Origin of the sequence: Aquamicrobium soli (genome assembly GCF_042646345.1) — a bacterium.
In the GTDB taxonomy this organism is placed as follows: Bacteria; Pseudomonadota; Alphaproteobacteria; order Rhizobiales; family Rhizobiaceae; genus Mesorhizobium; species Mesorhizobium soli_A.
Map to the genome: position 1 here is coordinate 71,030 of NZ_JBHRTK010000015.1, position 20,301 is coordinate 91,330.

23 protein-coding genes are annotated in these 20,301 nt (G+C 64.8%); 17 read left to right on the forward strand and 6 right to left on the reverse strand.

What is annotated here, in order from left to right:
* Nucleotides 1–93 precede the first annotated feature (93 nt).
* The 3 genes from ACFOHJ_RS15870 to hdaA are packed head-to-tail and all read left to right on the forward strand — an operon-like array spanning nucleotide 94 to nucleotide 2,484.
* Nucleotides 94–651 carry a CDP-alcohol phosphatidyltransferase family protein gene (locus ACFOHJ_RS15870; RefSeq protein ID WP_378222102.1) on the forward strand — a complete coding sequence of 186 codons (558 nt, stop codon included), beginning with the start codon at nucleotides 94–96 and terminating at the stop codon, nucleotides 649–651.
* Complete coding sequence (locus ACFOHJ_RS15875) at nucleotides 623–1,786, forward strand: AI-2E family transporter (protein ID WP_378222103.1); 1,164 nt, start codon at nucleotides 623–625, stop codon at nucleotides 1,784–1,786. The genes ACFOHJ_RS15870 and ACFOHJ_RS15875 overlap by 29 nt, the downstream gene beginning before the upstream one ends.
* Nucleotides 1,786–2,484, forward strand: a complete 699-nt coding sequence (hdaA, locus tag ACFOHJ_RS15880) for a DnaA regulatory inactivator HdaA (protein ID WP_378222335.1) — start codon at nucleotides 1,786–1,788, stop codon at nucleotides 2,482–2,484. The genes ACFOHJ_RS15875 and hdaA overlap by 1 nt, the downstream gene beginning before the upstream one ends.
* Before the next feature lie 27 nt (nucleotides 2,485–2,511).
* Here hdaA and dprA read toward each other — a convergent pair whose 3' ends face one another.
* The 4 genes from dprA to ACFOHJ_RS15900 are packed head-to-tail and all read right to left on the reverse strand — an operon-like array spanning nucleotide 2,512 to nucleotide 6,508.
* Entirely contained in the window at nucleotides 2,512–3,636 is a 1,125-nt protein-coding gene (dprA, locus tag ACFOHJ_RS15885) for a DNA-processing protein DprA (protein WP_378222105.1), read from the reverse strand.
* Nucleotides 3,633–4,220 carry a glycerol-3-phosphate 1-O-acyltransferase PlsY gene (gene plsY / locus ACFOHJ_RS15890; RefSeq protein WP_378222107.1) on the reverse strand — a complete coding sequence of 196 codons (588 nt, stop codon included), beginning with the start codon at nucleotides 4,218–4,220 and terminating at the stop codon, nucleotides 3,633–3,635. The genes dprA and plsY overlap by 4 nt, the downstream gene beginning before the upstream one ends.
* Nucleotides 4,221–4,253: 33 nt before the next feature.
* Nucleotides 4,254–5,549, reverse strand: coding sequence for a dihydroorotase (locus ACFOHJ_RS15895; protein ID WP_378222109.1), 1,296 nt, complete (start codon nucleotides 5,547–5,549; stop codon nucleotides 4,254–4,256).
* On the reverse strand, nucleotides 5,546–6,508 hold the full coding sequence (locus ACFOHJ_RS15900; RefSeq protein ID WP_378222111.1) for an aspartate carbamoyltransferase catalytic subunit: 963 nt from the start codon (nucleotides 6,506–6,508) through the stop codon (nucleotides 5,546–5,548). Before ACFOHJ_RS15900 ends, ACFOHJ_RS15895 begins: the two co-directional genes overlap by 4 nt.
* Nucleotides 6,509–6,671: 163 nt before the next feature.
* Here ACFOHJ_RS15900 and ACFOHJ_RS15905 point away from each other — a divergent pair, with 163 nt between their 5' ends.
* Together ACFOHJ_RS15905 and ACFOHJ_RS15910 are read left to right on the forward strand one after the other, a co-directional pair.
* Nucleotides 6,672–8,303, forward strand: a complete 1,632-nt coding sequence (locus ACFOHJ_RS15905) for a DNA alkylation response protein (protein WP_378222112.1) — start codon at nucleotides 6,672–6,674, stop codon at nucleotides 8,301–8,303.
* A gap of 263 nt (nucleotides 8,304–8,566) precedes the next feature.
* Nucleotides 8,567–8,905, forward strand: coding sequence for a DUF6105 family protein (locus ACFOHJ_RS15910; protein WP_378222113.1), 339 nt, complete (start codon nucleotides 8,567–8,569; stop codon nucleotides 8,903–8,905).
* Here the strand turns inward: ACFOHJ_RS15910 and ruvX are convergent.
* The gene (gene ruvX / locus ACFOHJ_RS15915; RefSeq protein WP_378222115.1) at nucleotides 8,826–9,329 is read right to left on the reverse strand and encodes a Holliday junction resolvase RuvX; all 504 of its coding nucleotides are present in this window, start codon (nucleotides 9,327–9,329) and stop codon (nucleotides 8,826–8,828) included. The genes ACFOHJ_RS15910 and ruvX overlap by 80 nt on opposite strands.
* Before the next feature lie 72 nt (nucleotides 9,330–9,401).
* Between ruvX and ACFOHJ_RS15920 the strand changes: the two genes are divergently transcribed.
* From ACFOHJ_RS15920 to ACFOHJ_RS15965, 10 genes are all read left to right on the forward strand, one after another.
* Nucleotides 9,402–10,109 carry a metal-dependent hydrolase gene (locus ACFOHJ_RS15920; protein WP_378222116.1) on the forward strand — a complete coding sequence of 236 codons (708 nt, stop codon included), beginning with the start codon at nucleotides 9,402–9,404 and terminating at the stop codon, nucleotides 10,107–10,109.
* An 88-nt stretch (nucleotides 10,110–10,197) separates the two neighbouring features.
* Nucleotides 10,198–10,485 carry an Asp-tRNA(Asn)/Glu-tRNA(Gln) amidotransferase subunit GatC gene (gene gatC / locus ACFOHJ_RS15925; protein WP_378222118.1) on the forward strand — a complete coding sequence of 96 codons (288 nt, stop codon included), beginning with the start codon at nucleotides 10,198–10,200 and terminating at the stop codon, nucleotides 10,483–10,485.
* A gap of 82 nt (nucleotides 10,486–10,567) precedes the next feature.
* Entirely contained in the window at nucleotides 10,568–12,049 is a 1,482-nt protein-coding gene (gene gatA, locus ACFOHJ_RS15930; protein WP_378222120.1) for an Asp-tRNA(Asn)/Glu-tRNA(Gln) amidotransferase subunit GatA, read from the forward strand.
* Nucleotides 12,043–12,558: a Panacea domain-containing protein gene (locus ACFOHJ_RS15935; RefSeq protein ID WP_378222122.1), complete on the forward strand. Its 516-nt coding sequence runs from the start codon at nucleotides 12,043–12,045 to the stop codon at nucleotides 12,556–12,558. Before gatA ends, ACFOHJ_RS15935 begins: the two co-directional genes overlap by 7 nt.
* 12 nt (nucleotides 12,559–12,570) lie before the next feature.
* Entirely contained in the window at nucleotides 12,571–13,263 is a 693-nt protein-coding gene (locus ACFOHJ_RS15940) for a hypothetical protein (protein WP_378222123.1), read from the forward strand.
* Between the two features lie 4 nt (nucleotides 13,264–13,267).
* Complete coding sequence (locus ACFOHJ_RS15945) at nucleotides 13,268–14,062, forward strand: YdcF family protein (protein ID WP_378222125.1); 795 nt, start codon at nucleotides 13,268–13,270, stop codon at nucleotides 14,060–14,062.
* 143 nt (nucleotides 14,063–14,205) lie between these two features.
* Entirely contained in the window at nucleotides 14,206–15,609 is a 1,404-nt protein-coding gene (locus tag ACFOHJ_RS15950; protein WP_378222127.1) for an L-serine ammonia-lyase, read from the forward strand.
* Between the two features lie 65 nt (nucleotides 15,610–15,674).
* Nucleotides 15,675–16,112, forward strand: coding sequence for a DUF1489 family protein (locus ACFOHJ_RS15955; RefSeq protein WP_378222129.1), 438 nt, complete (start codon nucleotides 15,675–15,677; stop codon nucleotides 16,110–16,112).
* An 88-nt stretch (nucleotides 16,113–16,200) separates the two neighbouring features.
* A complete protein-coding gene (locus ACFOHJ_RS15960) occupies nucleotides 16,201–16,929 on the forward strand; it encodes a VWA domain-containing protein (protein WP_378222130.1) in 729 nt (242 codons plus the stop codon).
* Nucleotides 16,929–17,624 (forward strand): DnaJ domain-containing protein, encoded by a 696-nt coding sequence (locus ACFOHJ_RS15965; protein ID WP_378222132.1) that lies wholly within the window; start codon nucleotides 16,929–16,931, stop codon nucleotides 17,622–17,624. Before ACFOHJ_RS15960 ends, ACFOHJ_RS15965 begins: the two co-directional genes overlap by 1 nt.
* Nucleotides 17,625–17,670: 46 nt before the next feature.
* On the opposite strand, the gene ACFOHJ_RS15970 is transcribed toward ACFOHJ_RS15965, so the two are convergent.
* Nucleotides 17,671–19,041: a D-alanyl-D-alanine carboxypeptidase gene (locus tag ACFOHJ_RS15970; protein ID WP_378222133.1), complete on the reverse strand. Its 1,371-nt coding sequence runs from the start codon at nucleotides 19,039–19,041 to the stop codon at nucleotides 17,671–17,673.
* Nucleotides 19,042–19,377: 336 nt separating this feature from the next.
* On the opposite strand from ACFOHJ_RS15970, the gene ACFOHJ_RS15975 reads away from it, so the two are divergent.
* Both ACFOHJ_RS15975 and clpS read left to right on the forward strand, forming a co-directional pair.
* Nucleotides 19,378–19,707, forward strand: coding sequence for a phasin family protein (locus ACFOHJ_RS15975; protein ID WP_378222134.1), 330 nt, complete (start codon nucleotides 19,378–19,380; stop codon nucleotides 19,705–19,707).
* Between the two features lie 260 nt (nucleotides 19,708–19,967).
* Nucleotides 19,968–20,297 (forward strand): ATP-dependent Clp protease adapter ClpS, encoded by a 330-nt coding sequence (clpS, locus tag ACFOHJ_RS15980; RefSeq protein ID WP_378222337.1) that lies wholly within the window; start codon nucleotides 19,968–19,970, stop codon nucleotides 20,295–20,297.
* Nucleotides 20,298–20,301 lie beyond the last annotated feature (4 nt).

A 20,301-nucleotide genomic window follows, 5' to 3' on the forward strand; every position in this document is an offset into this window, starting at 1 on the left:
TCGCCGGCCGCCAAAACCGTGGACAGTATAACACCCCTTGCCGCAACCGATGCAGTTGGCCATCTATCGCGAGGCTAACGGGTAAGAAGTGTGGTGACCATTCCCAACCTGATCACGATCCTGCGCTTCCTGCTGGTGCCCGCGGTCGTGCTGGCGATGTTGCAGGCGCGCTGGGACTGGGCCTTCGCGGGATTCGCCATCGCCGGCATCTCGGACGGTGTCGACGGCTTCATCGCCCGCCATTTCAACCAGCACTCGCGGCTTGGCGCCTATATGGACCCGATGGCGGACAAGCTCCTGCTGGTCAGCGTCTTCGTGGTGCTGGGCATCGCCGGCGAACTGCCGCTTTGGCTGGTCGTCCTCGCCGTTTCCCGAGACGCGCTGATCGTGTTCGCGGTGCTGCTGTCGAGCGTGATGGGCCAGCCGATCGAGATGAAGCCGCTCGTGGTTTCCAAGCTCAACACCGCCGTGCAACTGGTTCTGGTGGCTCTGGTACTGGCCGAACTCGCCTTCGGCACCGGCATGGGAATGGTCCGTCCCGCCTTGATAATCCTGTCCGGCCTCTTGACCGTGGCTTCGGCGGCAGCCTATCTCGTGGCCTGGCTGAGACATATGAGTGGTTATGGCGAAGGCGGCACCTCCAGCACCTGAAGAACTCGCCGTCGCTGTCGAGGCATCGACAGCCTTTCGACGCCATGTCTTTTTCTGGCTGGCGGCGGCCATCGTCCTGGTGCTGTTCCTTTATCTATTCCGCGACATCCTGCTGCCCTTCGTGGCCGGGTTGGCGCTGGCCTATTTCCTCGACCCGGTGGCGGACCGCCTGCAGCGGCTCGGCCTGTCCCGCATCATGGCGACGGTGGTCATCCTCATCGCCTTCATCATCGTCCTGGTGCTGGCCTTCGTCATCCTGGTGCCGGTGCTGGCCACCCAGATGGCCGATTTTTCCGGCAAGCTGCCGGATTACCTGACGCGCTTGCAGGCGCTCATCACCAGTTTCGATCCGAAATGGCTGGAGCAACGCTTCGGCGTCGATGCCAACAGCCTGAAGGAAGGGCTGAATTCGGTGCTGACCTCCGGCCTCGGCCTCGTGACGACGGTTTTCTCGTCCCTCTGGAGTTCCGGCATGGCGCTGGTCTCGGTGGTGAGCCTGTTCGTCGTCACGCCGGTCGTGGCTTTCTACATGCTGCTCGACTGGGACCGGATGGTCGCTACCGTCGATAGCTGGGTGCCGCGCGACCATGTGGCGACGGTGCGTGCGATCGCCACCGACATCAACACCGCGACCGCCGGTTTCGTGCGCGGGCAGGGCACGCTGTGCCTGGTTCTGGGCGCCATGTATGCCGTCGGGCTGACCCTGACCGGGCTGAATTTCGGCATCCTGATCGGGCTTTTTGCCGGCCTGATCAGCTTCATCCCCTATGTCGGTTCGCTGACCGGGCTGGTCCTTGCGGTCGGCGTCGCCGTCGTCCAGTTCTGGCCGGACTGGCTGATGGTGGTCGTCGTGGCCTGTGTGTTCTTCGTCGGCCAGTTCATCGAAGGCAACATCCTTTCCCCAAAGCTCGTCGGCAAGAGCGTCGGCCTGCATCCGGTGTGGCTGATGTTCGCGCTGTTCGCCTTCGGCGCGCTGTTCGGGTTCGTCGGCCTGCTGATCGCGGTTCCCGCAGCCGCCGCGATCGCGGTGTTGGTGCGCTTCGCCATCGCCCGCTACCTGGAATCGCCGCTTTACAAGGGCCATGGCGCGAAGACGCCGGCTCAGGACGGCGGATCGAAGCGGACGCGCCCATGATGCGCGAGGCCGAAAAGCCGCGCCAGTTGCCGCTCGACCTTGGCCACGGCACCGGCTATTCGCGCGACGACCTCGTCGTCTCGCCGGCCAACAGCGAGGCCGTGGCCCTGGTCGACCATTGGCCGGACTGGCCGTCTCCCGTCGTCGTGCTGGCGGGGCCGATCGGCTCGGGCAAGACGCATCTGGCGTCGATCTGGCGCGAGCAGGCGAACGCGGTGCGGCTGGAGGGCCGGGCGCTCGGCGAGAGCTGGCCGGGGCTCGGCGACCGTCCGGTGCTGGTCGACGACATCGATGCGGGGCCGTTTTCCGAGCAGGGGCTGTTTCACCTCATCAACACGGTGCGCGGGGCCGGTTCGCATCTTCTCCTGACCGCGCGGCGCTTTCCTTCCGCCTGGGAGGTGACGCTGCCCGACCTGTCGTCGCGGCTGAAGGCGGCGGCGACGGTGGAAATCCACGAGCCCGACGATCTCCTGCTTTCGGGCGTCATCACCAAGCTCTTCTCCGACCGGCAGGTCGAGGTCGAGCCGCATGTGGTGCAGTATCTAGCGCGGCGCATCGAGCGGTCGCTGGCAACCGCGATGCGGGTCGTGGACAGGCTGGACCGCATGGCGCTGGAGCAGAAGACGCGCATCACCCGCGCGCTTGCCGCCGAGGTGGTCAGCGCGATGGACGAGGGGCAGGGCGAGTTCGATCTCTGAACCGCTTACCGCGCGCCGTGAAGGCCTTCAGAAGACCAGCGAGACGTGGCCGCCGGCATGCCGCTCTAGGCGGCCGGCAAGGTCGAGTTCCAGGAGCACCATGAACACCTGCGCCGGATGCAGGCCGGTGTGCCGGATGATTTCGTCGGGCGCCACGGGCGTCGTCCCGAGTGCTTCGACGACGCGGGCGCGGTCTTCCTCGCCGGGCGGCGGCGTGGCGCTGAAATCGGGCGGTTCCTCGAAGCGGTCCGGCAGCGAAGGCGGCCGGCCGGCGAGCGGGGCGAGCGCGCCAGAGACGTCCGCTGCCTCGGTGACGAGTGTGGCGCCGTCCTTGATGAGGCCGTTGGTGCCGCCGGCGCGCGGGTCGAGCGGCGAGCCGGGAACCGCGAACACCAGACGCCCCATCTCACCGGCAAGCCGCGCGCTGATCAGTGAGCCGGAGCGCTTTGCCGCCTCAACGACGACGAGCCCCAGCGCGCCGGCTGCGACGAGCCGGTTGCGGCGCGGAAAATCCTGCGCGCGCGGCTGCCAGCCGAAGGGCATTTCGGTGATCACGGCGCCGCCATGGTCGCAGATTTCCTCGATGAGGCCGGTGTTCTCGGGCGGGTACGGCCGATCGAGGCCGCCGGCGAGCACGCCGATGGTGCCGGTCGACAGGCTGCCCTGATGCGCCGCCGTATCGATGCCACGCGCCAGGCCGGAGATGATCGCATAGCCCTCGCGGCCGAGTTCGGCGGCCAGCGTGCGCGCCATCTTGATGCCGGCGAGCGAGGCGTTGCGTGCACCCACGATCGCCGCCGCGGGGAGATCGAACACGGCCGCTTCGCCCTTGATGGCAAGTAGCGGCGGCGGATGGTCTATGGTCTTGAGGAGCGGCGGATAGCCGGGTTCGCCGATGCCGACGAAACGGGCTCCGGCCTGGCCGGCGGCCTCCATCTCGGCTTCCGCTTCGTCGACGGAAGGAATGCGCACCAGCCGGTTGAGGCCGCCCGATAGCATCAGTTCCGGCAGCATTTCCAGCGCGGTTTCGGCGGAGCCGAAGCGGTTGATGAGATCGCGGAAGGAGGCGGGGCCGACGTTCTGGGTCCGGATCAGCCTCAGCCAGGCGAGCCGCTGGCGGTCGCTGAGGCGCGGGGCTGCCCGCGCTTTCATCCCTTCGCGCCGATCCGGCCTTCCGTGCCGGAGAGCAGCCGCGAGATGTTGGCGCGGTGCTTGATGAAGACGATCACGCTCATCACCGCGAACAGGGCCGCGACCTGCGGCGACGCCTGGAACCACAGCGCGACCGGCACCGCTATCGCCGCCGTCAGCGCCGCCAGCGAGGAGTAGCGCAGGACGATCGCCACGATCAGCCAGACGGCGGCGAAGACCAGCGCCGTTGGCCAGGCCAGGCCGATCAGCACGCCGAGATAAGTGGCCACGCCCTTGCCGCCCTTGAAGCCGAGCCAGACCGGGAAAAGGTGGCCGGCGAAGGCGCCGAAACCTGCCCACAGCCCGAGGCCAGGGCCGAAATGCTCTGCGATGAGGACGGCCGCAGTGCCCTTGAGCGCGTCGAGGATCAGCGTCGCGGCCGCAAGGCCCTTGTGGCCGGTGCGCAGTACGTTGGTCGCGCCGATGTTGCCGGAGCCGATCGAGCGCACGTCGCCGAGGCCGGCCGCGCGGGTAAGCAGCAGGCCGAAGGGTATCGAGCCAAGCAGATAGCCGAAGACAAGGGCTGCGATCGGCAGATAGGTCATGTTTCCCCCGGTCAGTCGGTCTGTGTGGGCCGGTCAGTCAGGCTCAGCCTGGAACACTGTGCGGCCCGAAACCATGGTTTGCAAGACCTTGCCTTGCAGCCTGGCACCTTCGAAGCAGGTGTTTTTCGAGCGCGAGCGGATGCCCGCCTCGTTCACCACCCATGGTTCGTCGAGGTCGATCAGCACCAGGTCGGCCGCGGCGCCCGGCTTCAGCGTGCCGCCGGGCAGGCCGAACAGTTTCGCCGGAGCGGTCGACAGGAGTTCGACCAGCCGGGAAAGCGTGACCTCGTCGTTGTGGTAGAGGCGAAGGGAAGCCGCCAGCAGCGTTTCCAGCCCGATGGCGCCGGCCGCCGCATCGGCGAACGGCAGGCGCTTGGTGTCCACGTCCTGCGGGTCGTGCGAGGAGACGATGACGTCGATGGTACCGTCCCGCACGGCCTCGATCATCGCCAGCCGGTCGTCCTCGGCCCTGAGCGGCGGGGTCAGCCGGAAGAAGGTGCGGTATTCGCCGACGTCGTTTTCGTTGAGGCATAGGTTGTGGATCGACACGCCGGCGCTCACGTTCGCCCCGTCCGCCTTGGCGCGGGCGACCGCCTTGGCGGCCATGGCGGTGGAAATCTTGGCGGCATGGTAGGCGCCCCTGGTCAGCCGCGCCAGCGCCAGGTCGCGCTCCAGCGGGATCAGTTCGGCTTCGCGTGGAATGCCCGACAGGCCGAGCCAGCTTGCGTAAAGCCCCTCGTTCATCACGCCCGAGGAAGCGAGATCGGCATCCTGCGTCTCATGCGCAATCACCGCGCCGAAATCGCGCGCATAGGTGAGCGCGCGGCGCATGACCAATGAATTGGCGAGCGTATGGCGGCCATCGGTGAAGGCGACCGCACCCGCCTCGCGCAGCAGGCCGAATTCGGTCATCTCGCGCCCTTCCAGCCCCTTGGTGATGGCGGCGGCGGGGTGGATGTTGACGCTTGCGGTGTCGCGGGCCGTGCGCAGCACGAACTCGACCAGCGCGACGTTGTCGATGACCGGGTCGGTATCGGGCATCATGACGATGGAGGTGACGCCGCCGGCCGCCGCGGCGACGCTGGCGGAGGCGATGGTTTCGCGGTGCTCCGCGCCCGGTTCGCCGATGAAGACGCGGCTGTCCACCAGGCCGGGAAGGATCGCCTTGCCGGCGCAATCGACGACCGCCGCCCCGGCCGGCGCGCCCTGGTTGAGCGCTGCCTTGCCGGCGGCCGCGATTGTGTTTCCGTCAACGATGACGGTGCCGGTCTCATCGATGCCGCGTGACGGATCGACAACGCGGGCGCGCTCGAAAACGGTGACGGTCATTGCGCGCGGCCCTCGTTACGGCGGGGGTCGAGGAGCGCTTCCATCACGGCCATGCGCACCGCGACGCCCATTTCCACCTGCTCCTGGATGACGCTTTGCGGGCCGTCGGCGATCTCCGAGGCGATCTCGACGCCGCGGTTCATCGGCCCTGGATGCATTACCAGCGCGTCGGGCTTGGCCGCCTTCAGTTTCTCGGCGTCGAGGCCGAAATAGCGGAAATATTCGCGGATCGAGGAGACGAAGGCACCGGCCATGCGCTCGCGCTGCAGGCGCAGCATCATCACCACGTCGGCGTCCTTCAGGCCCTCCGCCATGGTTTTGGCGACGATGACGCCCATGCGCTCGATGCCGGAGGGCAGCAGCGTCGAGGGCGCCACGACGCGCACCTGCGCGCCCAGCGCATTGAGCAGGATGATATTGGAGCGCGCCACGCGCGAATGCAGGATGTCGCCGCAGATCGTGACGATCAGCTTCGACAGGTCGCCCTTGGCGCGGCGGATGGTAAGCGCGTCGAGCAGCGCCTGCGTCGGGTGCTCGTGGGCGCCGTCGCCGGCGTTGACCACCGAGCAGCCGACCTTCTGCGCCAGAAGGGCGGCGGCCCCCGCCGACTGGTGGCGGATGATCAGGATATCGGGCCGCATCGCGTTCAGCGTCATCGCCGTGTCGATCAGCGTTTCGCCCTTCTTCACCGAGGAACTGGCGACCGACATGTTCATGACGTCGGCGCCGAGCCGCTTTCCGGCCAGTTCGAACGACGACTGCGTGCGGGTGGAGGCTTCGTAGAAGAGGTTGATCTGCGTGCGCCCGCGCAAGGTCGTGGTCTTCTTCTCCGACTGTCGCGAAATCGCCACCGCGCGGTCGGCGCGTTCGAGCAGCAATTCTATGTCGGGAGGAGAAAGGGCGCCGATGCCAAGCAGGTGGCGGTGGGGGAAAAGCGGCAGGGCAGGGGCGTCGGTCATCTCAAAGCGCTGCTATAGGGTGCTGTCCGGGGTCCCGCAAGCGCCGGAGCCACATTAGCGGGCTTGTCCCCGCATTTTCATTGCGCAGGCGGTTCGCTCATGGGCTATAACCGGCGGCCGCGCGGATTCTCCGGTGCGGCCTTGCCAGGACCAAGGAGAAGGCGTGAGCGACGACGTGACCAACCAGCCTCCGCCGCTGACAGGCGGCAATGCCTGGCGCGGCGACCCGTTGCTGATCCAGCTTGCCGACGAGTTTTCCGAGCCGGTGCGCAGGGATCTCGACGCGCTCGGCCGCTTCGTCCTGACGCATGAGGCGCAGGATCTTGCCCGCCTCGCCAATACGGAACTGCCGAAGCTCAGGACCCATGACCGGCAGGGAAGGCGGCTCGACCAGGTCGAGTTCCATCCCGCCTATCACGCGCTGATGCGCCGCTCGATCGCCAACGGGCTGCATTCCTCGATCTGGGAAAACGGCGATGCCGAGATCGGCCGTCGCCACCAGGTGCGCGCGGCGCGCTTCTACCTTACCGCCGAGCTGGAAACGGGCCATCTGTGCCCGATCACCATGACCAGCGCTTCGCTGGCCGCGCTCATGGCGAGCCCAAAGCTGTTCCGCGAATGGGCGCCGCGCATCACCACGCGCAAATACGACCAGAGCCAGAAGCCCCCGGTCGAGAAGACCGGGCTGACGCTCGGCATGGGCATGACCGAAAAGCAGGGCGGCACCGACGTGCGCCTCAACGTGACGCGCGCCGAACGGGCCGGCTCGACCGGCTTTTATCGCCTGACCGGCCACAAATGGTTCATGTCGGCGCCGATGTCGGACGCCTTCCTGGTGCTGGCACAGGCCTCGGAAGGGCTGTCTTGCTTCCTGGTTCCGCGCATCCTCGGCGACGGTTCGGGCAATGGCTTCCGCTTCCAGCGGCTGAAGGACAAGCTCGGCAACCGCTCCAACGCCTCGGCCGAAGTCGAGTTCGACGGCGCCATCGGCGAGATGGTCGGCGAGCCGGGCGCGGGCGTCAAGACCATCATGGACATGGTGACGCTGACCCGGCTCGACTGCGCCATCGCTTCCTCTGCGCTGATGCGGGCGGGGCTGGCCGAGGCCGTCCACCATGCCCGCCATCGCCAGGTCTTTGGGACGAAGCTGATCGACCAGCCGCTGATGCAGCGCGTGCTGGCCGACATGGCGCTCGACGTCGCGGCGGCGACCGCACTGTCGTTCCGGCTGGCACGTTCCTTCGACGAGGCGGCGGGCGACCGGGGCGAGGCGGCGTTCGCGCGCGCCATGACGCCGGTGGTCAAGTACTGGGTATGCAAGATCGCGCCGCCGCTGCTCTATGAGGCGATGGAGTGCCTGGGCGGCAATGGCTATGTCGAGGAAGCGCCGCTTGCCCGCTACTACCGCGAGGCCCCGGTCAATGCGATCTGGGAAGGCTCCGGCAACGTCATGGCGCTCGACGTGCTTAGGGTGCTGTCACGCGCGCCCGGCCTGTTCGACGAGGTGCTTTCCGGCATCGAGCGGGATCTCGGCGTGGGCGGCCATGGCACCATCGGCGTGCTGAGGGCGGCCATGCAGGTGGCGGGCAGCGACGAGGGCTCGGCCCGGCTGCTTACCGAGCAACTGGCGTTGTCGGCGGCGGCGGCGGAACTGCGGCGGCTGGGCGCGGGGCGCATCGCCGATGCCTTCGTCGAGACGCGGCTTGCCGGCCAGTGGCGCAACACCTACGGCATGCTCGACGCCCGTCACGACGCGCGGGCGATCCTGGACACGCTCTACCCGGCGACGAACTGACACCTGCTGCCTGGCTTGGCAGGGCGGTCCGCTCGCCTTGTGGATTTCCGTTAACCTTAACCAATGGTTTCTGTTGCGGCGTATTCGGCCAGGGCTCACTGTCATGGTTACCGAAAAGAAAACGCCATGCCACAGATTCTCGCCGTCTCATTCCCGTTGTTCTGGTCAGGCCTTGCCGTCCTGTCGGCCATGGCCTGGGCTGTGAGGGGCAGGGCGCGGCCGGTGCCGGTCCGTGCCCGGGCAAGGCAGGCAAGGGTGGTCCGATGCGCTACCTGATCGCTGCATGGGTGGCGCCGCTGGTCCTTTTCTGGGGCTGGTACTTCCTGTCGCTCTACGACATCAATTTCGGCTACGTCATGCTCAGCCGGCCGCTTCATGACCTGGTGTTCGAGCTTTACGGCGAGATGCTGGGCATCGACCCGGCGACCATTCCGGGCATGATCGCCAAGGCGTGCGTGTTCGATTCGTTCATCGTCGCCGGCATCTGGGCGTTGCGCCGCCGCCGCGTCATCGCCGGCTGGATCAGGACGCTTCGGGAGCGCTGGGCGGGGCAGCCGTCGCGGCCAATGCTCGAAGGCGGTCCAAGGCTCCCTGCAGAATAAAGGCGGCCGCCGCCGAATCGATCTTGCCGGCGCGCTTTTTCCGCGAAAAGTCCATTTCGATCAGCGTGCGCTCCGCCGCGACCGTCGACAGCCGTTCGTCCCACAGCACGAAGGGCAGGGCGCTGAGCGGCTTCATGTTGCGCACGAAGGCGCGAGAGCGTTGCGCGCTGGGGCCTTCAGAGCCGTCCATGTTGACCGGCAGGCCGATGACGACGGCGCCGGCGTTTTCCTTTTCCAGCAGGGCAAGCAGCGCGGCCGCATCCTGCGAGAACTTCTTGCGCACGATGACCGGGCGGGGGTGGGCGAAGGAAAGGCCGCGGTCGGAAACGGCGACGCCGATGGTCTTGTCGCCGAGGTCGAGGCCGGCAAGGACCTTGCCGCCAGCGAGCGCGGCCGCAACCTCCTCTATCGTGATGATGGCCACCGGCTTTCCCTTTTGACTTGAACCGCGAGCGTTCTATCCTTCATCACACTGAAAATCGAGGAGACGCCTGCAATGAAGCTGACCTGGTACGGCCATTCCGCCTTTCGCATCGAAACCGGCGACGCCAAGATCCTCATCGATCCCTACCTCATCGGCAACCCGTCTTGGAACGGCGGCTGGGAAGGCCCGGCCGAGGGCGCCACCCATGTGCTCCTTACGCACGGCCACGACGACCATATCAGCGGCGCAGCCGAGGTGCTGAAGAAAAGCGGGGCGCAACTGGTCGCCAATTTCGAGATCTGCATGTATCTCGTCGGCAAGGGTGTTTCCGGCGACAAGATCAACCCGGGCAATATCGGCGGTACCGTCGATTGCGGCTCCTTCACCACCACCTTCGTGCAGGCGCTGCATTCCTCCTCGTCGCAGGGCGAGGGTGGGAAAAACACCTATCTCGGCAATCCCGGCGGGCTGGTGCTGCATTTTTCGGAGGACAAGACGCTCTACCACATGGGCGACACCGACATTTTCTCCGACATGGCACTGATCCACGAACTGCACGAGCCGCAGATCGGCATCGTGCCGATCGGCGACCGCTTCACCATGGGCGGGGCGGTAGCGGCGCTGGCCTGCCGGCGCTACTTCAGGTTCGACACGGTGGTGCCGTGCCATTTCGGCACCTTCCCGATGATCGACCAGAGCGCCGACAAGTTCATTGCCGGGATGGAGAACTCGGGCGTCGATGTGGCATTGCCCAGGGTCGGCGAAACCATCAGTCTGTGAGCGGCACATTCACCGAACCATGTTGCGCGCCTTGTCCGGCCCCGCTATAGCCGGGCCATGTTTTCAAGGCTGACTTGCGGGGCTGACGATGTCCGTTGATCTGGCGACTGTGAAGCGCGTGGCGCGCCTTGCGCGCATTGCGGTGAGCGAGGACGACGCCTCGCGCATGGTCGGTGAACTGAATGCGATCCTCGGCTTCGTCGAGCAATTGCAGGAGGTCGATGTCGATGGCGTCGAGCCGATGACCTCGGCGATGCCGATGGCGATGAAGAAGCGCCAGGACGGCGTCACCGACGGCGACAAGGCCAGCGACATCGTCGCCAACGCGCCCGCCACCGAAGAGAATTTCTTCCTCGTGCCGAAGGTCGTGGAGTAGCGGCCGGCTCGTCCGCCGCCGCTTTCCCGCGAACCGATCCCTATCAAGCAGCCTCTGGCCGCCCGAACCGAAACGAACCGCCATGACCGATCTGACCAGACTGACGATTTCCGAGGCCCGCGAGCGTCTGCGCGGCAAGGAAATCACGGCGAGCGAGCTGACCGACGCCTATCTCGGCGCGATCGAGCAGGCAAACCCGGCGCTCAACGCCTATGTGACGGTCACCCCCGACCAGGCCAGCGCCATGGCCAAGGCTTCCGATGAAAAGCTGGCAAAGGGCGAGGGCGGCGCGCTGGAGGGCATTCCGCTCGGCGTCAAGGACTTGTTCGGCACCGAAGGCGTGCATACCCAGGCGGCGAGCCACATCCTCGACGGCTTCAAGCCGCGCTACGAATCGACCGTCACCGCCAATCTGTGGGCCGACGGCGCGGTGATGCTGGGCAAGCTCAACATGGATGAGTTCGCCATGGGTTCGTCCAACGAGACCTCCCACTACGGTCCCGTCATCAACCCGTGGCGCGCCAAAGGCTCCAACAAGCAACTCGTCCCGGGCGGCTCGTCGGGCGGCTCGGCTGCCGCCGTCGCCGGCTTCCTGTGCGCGGGCGCCACCGCCACCGATACCGGCGGCTCGATCCGCCAGCCGGCGGCCTTCACCGGCACGGTCGGTATCAAGCCGACCTATGGCCGTTGCTCGCGCTGGGGCATCGTCGCCTATGCCTCCTCGCTCGATCAGGCCGGACCGATCGCGCGCGACGTGCGCGACGCCGCCATCCTGCTCAAGTCGATGGCCTCGGTGGACGACAAGGATACGACCTCGGTCGACCTGCCGGTGCCCGACTACGAGGCGGCGCTCGGCCGCTCGGTCAAGGGCATGAAGGTCGGTATCCCGAAGGAATACCGGGTCGACGGAATGGCGCGCGAGATCGAGGACCTTTGGCAGAAGGGCATCGCCTGGCTGAAGGACGCGGGCGCCGAGATCGTCGAGGTGTCGCTGCCGCACACCCGATATGCGCTGCCGACCTACTACATCATCTCGCCGGCCGAGGCCTCGTCCAACCTCGCGCGCTACGACGGCGTCCGCTACGGCCTGCGCGCGCCGGGCAAGGACATCGTGGAGATGTACGAGAACACCCGCGCCGCCGGCTTCGGCAAGGAAGTGAAGCGCCGTGTCATGATCGGCACCTATGTGCTGTCGGCCGGTTACTACGACGCCTACTACATCCGCGCGCAGAAGGTGCGCACGCTGATCAAGAAGGACTTCGACGACGTGTTTTCGGCCGGTGTCGATGTCATCCTGACGCCCGCGACGCCCTCGGCCGCCTTCGGCATCGCCGACCAGGAGATGACCGCCGATCCGGTCAAGATGTACCTGAACGACGTTTTCACGGTGACGGTGAACATGGCCGGCCTGCCGGGCATCGCCGTTCCGGCCGGGCTCGACGGCAACGGTCTGCCGCTCGGCCTGCAGCTGATCGGCAAGCCGTTCGAGGAAGAAACGCTGTTCCAGACCGCGCATGTCATCGAACAGGCGGCGGGCCGCTTCCAGCCGGAAAAGTGGTGGTAGTGCCATACGATGCGCGAGAGGTAGCCAATTTTTTTCTCGACTACGCTGATAGCCGAGAGGTTCCGCTTACGCATCTTGGATTGCAAAAAATCCTTTACTTTGCGCATGCGTGGTATCTTGCGAAGTACAATGTGCCGTTGATAGGCCATAAATTCGAAGCTTGGGAGTACGGTCCGGTAATTCGTGTTGTGTTTGATCAATTAAAGTTTTTAAATAGGAGAAAAATAGACGTAAGACTGAAAAAGATTGACCCATTTACGGGAGCGCCCTTCGATGCGAAGTATGATTTTAACGATAATACCAAAGTCTTCTTAAAAAATATATTTGATTATTATGGTCGAATCGATCCTCGCGCATTGGTTGATCTCACACATGAAGCTGGCGGGGCATGGGAAAAGGTGTGGAAAAGTACATCGCAACGCTCAGTTGTTGGGATGTATATTCCCGACGAAGCCATTAAGCTATGGATTCTTCGTGATGGGGGGCGCGAAGGCATGATTCGCCATTAGGCAGAGGATTTAATGCACCATACGCCTTCGTTGCCGGAAATAGTACGGGTAGATACTTCGAGCTTAAAGTCTGCTATTTCCCACTTGGTTTCATTTCTCGAGCCCATTGACGGCGGCTTTAATTACCTTGATGCGACCAGAAGGGTTCAGACCGCATATAGGGGACTCCATTCTCTTTCGGGGCTGACTGCGTCGCCAACAGGAAGACAATCTCGCGTCGGGCATTTGCCGAATATGGATGTTGTAAAGACGGCGGCCCCGCTTGCGTTCGGTAGATCAACGAGAGTCTTTCATCTTTCAGCAAGGAAGCTTCCCTACGGGGATGGGCGCCTAGCGTCCTTTCGAATACCATTCTTCTTTGCTGAGGATGGCAAATTTTTTGCTTATTTCTTGCAGCCTCGAAAGAATACACACTTTACCCCTAAGCAGTTCGGTCTGTTGGCCACTGTGGTAAAAAGCAACTTGCTGGAAAGTGAGTTCTATGGGGAGCAATTTGACGTAGAATTGGTCGATGTTTCGAAACCAATTGGTGCCAAGGATCGGATTGCTACGATTTTCTCGTTTGCTAATTTGGAACTATGGTCAGATGTAGAGGTTAGTGAGCACTTTAGAGTGGTGAATGAAGCGCTCAGAATTATCGAGAATGAGCACCTCGTTACTAAGGCTAGGAGACCACTGAAGGATTCTCAACTGCCAATGTTTTGAATAGATGTTCTTCATTCTCTCCAAGGTTTTCGGCTTTTTCATCCAGCCGCTGAATTTCTCCATCCTGCTGCTGTCGATCGCGCTGCTGGCCGTGATGGTCAGGCGGCGCAGGCTGGCCGTCGCGGGCATGGGGATCGCCTTCTTCGTGCTGGCCATGGCGGCGTGGACCTCGCTCGGCGCCCTGATGCTGACGCCGCTGGAGGAGCGCTATCCCAAGCCGCCGTTCCCGGCCGAGGTTGCCGGCATCGTCGTGCTTGGCGGCGGGTTCGAAGGGGCGATCAACCTGGCGCGCGGCGGCCATGAGCTGAATTCCAGCGGCGACCGCTTCGTCGAAACCGCCATTCTCGCCCGGCGCTATCCGCAGGCGAGGATCGTGGTCAGCGGCGGCACCGGCGCGCTGCTGCTGGAAGGCGAGGACGATGCGTCCACGGCGCAGCGCCTGCTGACGGCGCTGGGCGTGGCGCCGGAGCGTCTCGTCCTCGAGCACCGCTCGCGCAATACCTATGAGAACGCCGTCTTTACCCATGACATGGTGTCGCCGAAGCCCGGCGAGACATGGCTTCTGGTGACATCGGCCTTTCATATGCCGCGCGCCAAGGCGCTGTTCGACAAGGTCGGATTTGCGACGCTGCCGTGGCCGGTCGACTACCGCACGACCGGCCGGGAAGGGATCAGCCTGTTTTCCGACAATGCCGCAGATTCCGTCCAGAAGACCACGCTCGCCATCCGCGAGTGGATCGGCCTCGTGGCCTACTGGCTTTCCGGCAAGATCGATACGCCGTTTCCCGGGCCGAACTGACCGTTTGCCGCGCAATGTCGCGGCGGGATCAGGGAAAGTCGGCGGACGCGGCGCAGCCGGGCGCGAAACAGCGGAAACATCGTGCTAGTTGCCCTATCTATGTCTATGTTCCCCCCTTGGGATAGACTCTGGAGTTCTCGCGATTGTTCCTTTCGGTTTTCGACCTGTTCAAGATCGGCATCGGTCCATCCAGTTCGCACACGATGGGGCCGATGACGGCCGCCGCGCGTTTTCTGGACGAACTCCTTGGCGGTGACTGGCCGCGCCCGGCGGGAGTCGCGGTCGACCGCGTCGGCGCCAGCCTGCACGGCTCGCTCGCCTATACCGGGGTCGGCCACGGAACCGACCGCGCCGTCATCCTCGGCCTGACCGGCCTGGTGCCGCTCAACGTCGACCCGGACAAGACCGACGCGGTCATTGCCGAAGTCACGGCAACCAAGCGGGTCTCGCCGCCCGGCCACCCGTCCTATCGCTTCGACCCGGCCACCGACCTGGTGATGGACCGCAAGACCAAGCTCACCGGCCACGCCAACGGCATGGCGTTCTACGCCTATGACGCGGCCGGCCGCCTGCTGCTCAAGCGCATCTACTATTCCGTGGGCGGTGGCTTCGTCATGTCGGAGGAAGAACTGCAGCGTGCCAAGACGGCCGGCTCGGTCACCACCGAGGGCAAGAAGGTGCCGTATCCGTTCAAGCGCGCCGACGAAATGCTCGCCATGGCGAAGAAGAGCGGCCTTTCCATCGCCGAGATGAAGCGGGTGAACGAGGAAACCCATATGTCGCGCGAGAAGCTCGACGAGGGGCTCGACGCCATCTGGGACGCCATGCGCCGCTGCATCGAGCGCGGCCTGTCGCAGGAAGGCATCATGCCGGGCGGGCTCAAGGTTCGCCGCCGCGCCCGCATGCTGCACGACAAGCTGCAGGAACAGTGGGGCCAGAACAAGCCGAACCCGCTGCTCGCCAACGACTGGCTTTCCGTCTACGCCATGGCGGTCAACGAGGAGAATGCCGCCGGCGGGCGTGTCGTCACCGCGCCGACCAACGGCGCCGCAGGCACGCTGCCGGCGGTCATGCGCTACTGGCTGCATTTCCATCCCGAGGCCGACCAGGCCTCGATCCGCGACTTCCTGCTGACGGCCGCGGCCGTTGGCGGCATCATCAAGACCAACGCCTCGATTTCCGGGGCGGAAGTCGGCTGCCAGGGCGAGGTGGGCTCGGCTTCGGCGATGGCCGCGGCCGGCTTGTGCGCCGTCATGGGCGGCACGCCCGAGCAGGTGGAGAACGCCGCCGAGATCGCGCTTGAACATCATCTCGGCATGACCTGCGACCCGGTCGGCGGGCTTGTGCAGGTGCCTTGCATCGAGCGCAACGCGCTCGGCGCGGTCAAGGCGGTGACGGCGGCCTCGCTCGCCATCAAGGGCGACGGCACGCATTTCGTGCCGCTCGACGCCGCCATCGAGACGATGCGCCAGACCGGCCGCGACATGAACGAGAAGTACAAGGAAACCAGTCTCGGCGGCCTTGCGGTCAATGTGGTGGAATGCTGACGAACTGCCTGTGCAAAACGCGCCGCGGCGTTGAAGGCCGCCGGCGCCGGCGCTAAGTTCGGGCCATGCCACTCAACATCCTGAAACTGTGCGTCGGCAGCGACAGCATCGAAGACCTCGAGGAATGGATCGAATCCTGTCTCGAGGACAGGCGGCGCAAGGGCGAGCCGCTCGAGCACTGGCACACCACCCGCATGGTGCCGACGCGCGGGGCCGAGATCGTCGACGGCGGCTCGCTCTACTGGGTCATCAAGGGCAACGTCCAGTGCCGCCAGCGGATCACCGAAATCCGCCCGTTCACCGATGCAGACGGCATCGGCCGCTGCCGGCTGATGCTCGACCGCACCATCGTGCGCACCGAATGGCAGCCGCGCCGGGCCTTCCAGGGCTGGCGCTACCTGAAGCAGGAAGACGCACCGGCCGATCTCGGCAAGGGCAGGGCCGGCCTTGCCGAAATGTCGCCGAAACTGCGCGCGGAACTGGCCGAACTCGGCCTTCTATAGGCAGGCGGGCTGCAAAATTCCCGGCGCCGGGTTACTGGCCCAGCATGACGGGCTTGCAAGCCTTCCGGCAACGCCACATCTTGTTTCCATGACGGACAGGAAACTATCGGTAACGGGCACCGGTTCGGTTCCGGCAGCGCGCCAGTCGGACAAGAACGAGATCGATGCCTTCGTGCGGCAGGCCCGCGCGCTCGGCGCGACGGCCGGCGGATCGGGCCGGCTGATCCTTTCGCTCGACGCGACCATGAGCCGGCAGCCGACCTGGGACCTGGCGTGTTCGCTGCAAGGCGAGATGTTCGACGCCGTCGGCAAGGCGGGATCGCTCGCCGTGCAACTGGTCTATTTTCGCGGGCTCGGCGAATGCCGGTCGTCTTCCTTCGTCACCGATACCGGAAGCCTGAAGCGGTTGATGACGCGCATCGAATGCCGCAGCGGCCATACCCAGATCGCCAAGGTGCTGGCGCATGCCTTGAAGCAGACGGCGACGGCCAAGGTGAATGCGCTGGTCTATATCGGCGATGCCATGGAAGAAAACGTGGACGATCTTGCCGAGAAGGCCGGCAGGCTGGGCCTGCACGGCGTGCCGGTGTTCGTCTTCCAGGAAGGCCGTGACGGCACCGCGGAAAAGGCATTCAAGGAAATCGCGCGGCTGTCGAAAGGCGCGTGGTTCCGCTTCGACCGCAGCGCCGCCGCCAATCTCGCCAATTTGCTTTCGGCGGTCGCGGTGTACGCGACCGGCGGCTTGAAGGCGCTGGAGGCGAGAGGCCGGCCCGAAGACCGGCTCATGATCCAGAACCTGACCGGAGGCGGGCGCTGATGGGGATCCTGATCGGCCTTGTCGCGCTGCTTCTGGTCGTGCTTGGCGCGATCGCCGTTTTTCTGCGCGCCGATCCCGCGAAACTGGCCGGCGGCATGAGAACGCTCGGCCCGCTGCTTCTCGGTCTCGTCGGCGTCGCGGTGCTCTTGGTCGGGCGGGAAGGGCCGGGCGGCCTGCTCTTGTCGGGGGCGATCGCCTGGTACGGCTCGATGCGGATGCGGCGCGGGGTCCAGCCGTCACGGCCCAGGCATTCCACGGTGCGCACGGCGGCGCTCGAAATGGAGCTCGACCACAATACCGGCGCGCTGGACGGGCTGGTGCTGGCCGGGCACCATGAGGGCAAGGTGTTGAGCGCGATGGGACTTGCCGAGCTGAAGCAGCTTTACCGCGAACTGCCGGGCGACCCCGAGAGCCGGCAGTTGCTAGAGACGTATCTTGACGGCCGTTTTCCCGTCTGGCGCGAACACGCTGAGGCGGATCGTGGCGACGGGCTGGGTGTGTCGCCAGGTTCTGGCGCCATGACTAAGGAGGAGGCTTACAAGATCCTTGGTCTTGAAGCGGGGGCCGCCGCGACGGATGTCCGCAAGGCGCACCGCCGCCTGATGCAGCGCCTGCATCCCGACCTCGGTGGTACGTCTTTCCTGGCGGCGCGCATCAACGAAGCCAAGGACGTCTTGCTCTCCGATCACCACTGAATCCTCCTTCGACTGCACAACATTCCCGGGACAGGGATGACGAGCGCTACTGCTCGATGGCGTAGCAGGAAATCTTCTGCTTCTTCAGACCGTTGCAGGCCTTCCAGGCCGCATCCTTGCTGCCGAAGCCGCCGAAGCGGGCGCGGAAATACGTCACGCCGTCCTTGCGGAAGGGCACGGTAAAGGCCGAGGCGTCGGCGAGCAGCTTCGGCGCCTGCTTCGAGACCTTGTCGAGGATGATCCTGGCCTCGCCGTTGCTCGGCGAAGAAGCGACCTGGACGGCCCAACCGGAAGGAACCGAAGCGGTGTTGACCGGATCGACGGCGGCTTCGGCCTGGGCGTAGGCGGTCGCGACCACCGGGGCCTGCGCCTTCTCGATGGGCGCCCGCTGCTCGGCCATCTTGAAGGGGATCTTGTCCTTCGCCAGCCTCGGGTCGTCCTGCTTCAGCGGCTTCACGTTGTCCGGTGCGGAGGCGAGTTCCTGCGAAGCCTCGCTGTCGGTGGCGGAAGCGAGTTCGACGCTGTCGGGCTTCGCGTCTGGGGTCGGCGCGTCATGCTTGGGCAGCAGCACCTTGGCCAGCGCCACCATCGGGGTGTCCTTCGTCCTGGCGATCAGGTCGCCGCCACCGCCGCGCGAGGACGCCTTCGGCAGGTAGGTCTGGATCAGCCGCGCCATTTCGTTGTCGCGGCTGCCGCCGGAGGTCCCGCCCATGACCACGGCGACGAGGCTGCGGCCACCGTCCTTGACCGAAGTCACCAGGTTGAAGCCGGATGCCCGCGTGTAGCCGGTCTTGATGCCGTCGACACCCTTGATGCGGCCGAGCAGCCGGTTATGGCCGTTGATGCGGCGCTTGCCGTACATGAAGGAGCGCTGCGAGAAATAGTCGTAATATTGCGGGAAATGCTCGCGCAGCGCGATGCCGAGGATGGCCATGTCGCGCGCGGAGGTGAACTGGCCGGGATTCGGCAGGCCGTTGGCGTTGCGGAAGACGGTGCTGCTCATGCCGAGCGCGCGCGCCTTGGCCGTCATCATGCGGGCGAAATTCTCTTCGCTGCCGCCGAGCAGTTCGGCCAGCGCGGTCGAGGAATCATTGGCGGACTTCGTCACCATCGACAGGATCGCGGTGTCGACGCTGATCGAGCCGCCCTTGCGCACGCCGAGCTTCGTCGGAGGTTCGGCCGCGGCATTGGCGGAGAAGGGGACCTGCGTCGACTTGCTGATCTTGCCCCGCGAAAGCGCTTCGAAGGTCAGGTACAGCGTCATCATCTTGGTGAGCGAGGCCGGATAGCGTCGCCCGTTGGCGTCCGAGGCGTAAAGCGTCTTGCCGGTGTTGGCGTCGATCACGACTGCCGACTGGCGCGCGGCGAGCGCCGCTGTCGCGCCGCTGAGCATCATGGCCGCGGCGAGCGCGACCATCGTGATCGACCTGAAAGAAAACGCGGTTTTGGAAACGCTGCCCGACGACGCCTGACGCACTGTCACATCCCTTTGAATTTTGCGTATGGGAAGCGGCAAAGGTCCTGCTTCCCTTTTCGGGCAAACTACGCAGGCAGCGTTACCAATCCGTTTATGGTAACCGCCGCGTTCACCATTTCTGTCGGCTTTGAGCCGAATTTAGTTAAATTTCACTGTTGCCCGGGCGGCGGGCGGCCGAAGCCGGCTAAAATTGACACCTTGTGCGCTGCACAATATATTTTTCTTGCGCCGCACCATGACGCGAACCGTTCACTGCTGTCAGAAGGAAGCCCTGAGATGCCCGAGACGTTTGAGGAATTCGGAAAATACGGCAAGGAATTCGCCGAGTCGGGCCTGAACAGCCTTGCCTCGCTGTCCAAGGGCGCACAAGCCATCGCGGCCGCGACCAGCGACTATACGAGCCGCAGCGTCGAGGAAGGCGCCGCCACGGTCGAGCGGCTGCTTTCGGCGAAGTCGCTGGAAGAGGCGTTCGAGGTCCAGACCCAATACCTGAAGCGCGCCTACGAAGGTTTTATCGCCGAGACGACCATGATCGGCAATCTCTATGCCGATCTTGCCAAGGACACCTACAAGCCGTTCGAATCTGTCATTGCCAAGGCGAGCTGACCAGCTACCCCTGCTGGAGCTGTTTTTGGAACCCGGCTGGCGCCAAGGCAGCCGGGTTTTTTGCGCCGCGCGGTTCGCTCACGATTTGGAGAATCGCCGCAGTACCATGAAAGGCCGTATTGTCAGCCGATGAGAAGGGCTTAAAATCCAGAAGTGAGTACCCTACATGTCGAACACACGCATGGGGCTCAGCTAGGACCCGAGGCAAGAGGCAGGACGACGTGACGACAGGGCTTTCTGCCACAAACGGCGTGGCGCGCATGCAGGAAGGCGAGCGGGGCGGCAATGGCGCCGGCCGCGGAACGGCCGTCATCACGCGCACCAAGACCAAGACCAAGAAGCCTAGCCTTTATCGAGTGCTGATCCTTAACGACGACTACACGCCCATGGAGTTCGTGGTCCACGTTCTGGAACGATTTTTCCAGAAGGACCGCGAAGCCGCCACACGCATCATGCTTCATGTTCACAATCATGGAGTGGGCGAATGCGGCATCTATACATTCGAGGTGGCCGAGACCAAAGTGTCCCAGGTCATGGATTTCGCCCGACAGAATCAGCATCCGCTTCAATGCGTGATGGAGAAAAAGTGAGGTA